We start from the raw sequence: 501 nt of genomic DNA, 5'->3' as shown, positions 1-501 counted from the left end.
TCCTTCGCCGGTACTACCTCATTCAATAGCAACCCCCTCTCTTGTGGCCCAGGTCATGTATCAGAAGTTTGCCCAGGGTTTGCCGTTTGCCCGCCAGGAGAAGGACTGGTATCGGATGGGATTGGTGCTGCCAAGAGGAAACATGGCCAATTGGACCATTCGCTGCAGCGAGGAATGGCTGACCCCCATTTATAACAGGATTCATGAGGTGCTGTTGAACTGCCAGATCCTGCACATGGACGAAACCCGAATCCAGTGTAATAAGGAAATGGGGAAAAAGGCAAGCAGTGAGTCCTATATGTGGGTAATCCGCAGCGGTGCCTGTGAAGACATTCAGGCCGCCTTCTTCCATTACTCTCGCACCAGAAGCGGTGACGTTGCAAAAGACCTATTATGGGGATTTCACGGATATCTGACCACGGATGCATACATAGGGTATGAAAAGGTGGAAGACATCAAAAGAAATCTATGCTGGTCCCATTGTCGGCGTTACTATATAGA

1 protein-coding gene is annotated in these 501 nt (G+C 49.9%); it reads left to right on the top strand.

Annotated elements, in window-relative coordinates:
- The coding region (locus BN3456_RS00460) for an IS66 family transposase (protein WP_141654476.1) at nt 1–501 on the top strand (501 nt) is incomplete at both ends.

The sequence above is a fragment of the Clostridium sp. C105KSO13 genome (assembly GCF_001517425.1).
Taxonomy (GTDB): Bacteria; Bacillota; Clostridia; order Lachnospirales; family Lachnospiraceae; genus Muricomes.
The sequence above is the reverse complement of the archived record's forward strand: the minus strand, read 5'-3'. Positions and strand labels throughout refer to the sequence as shown.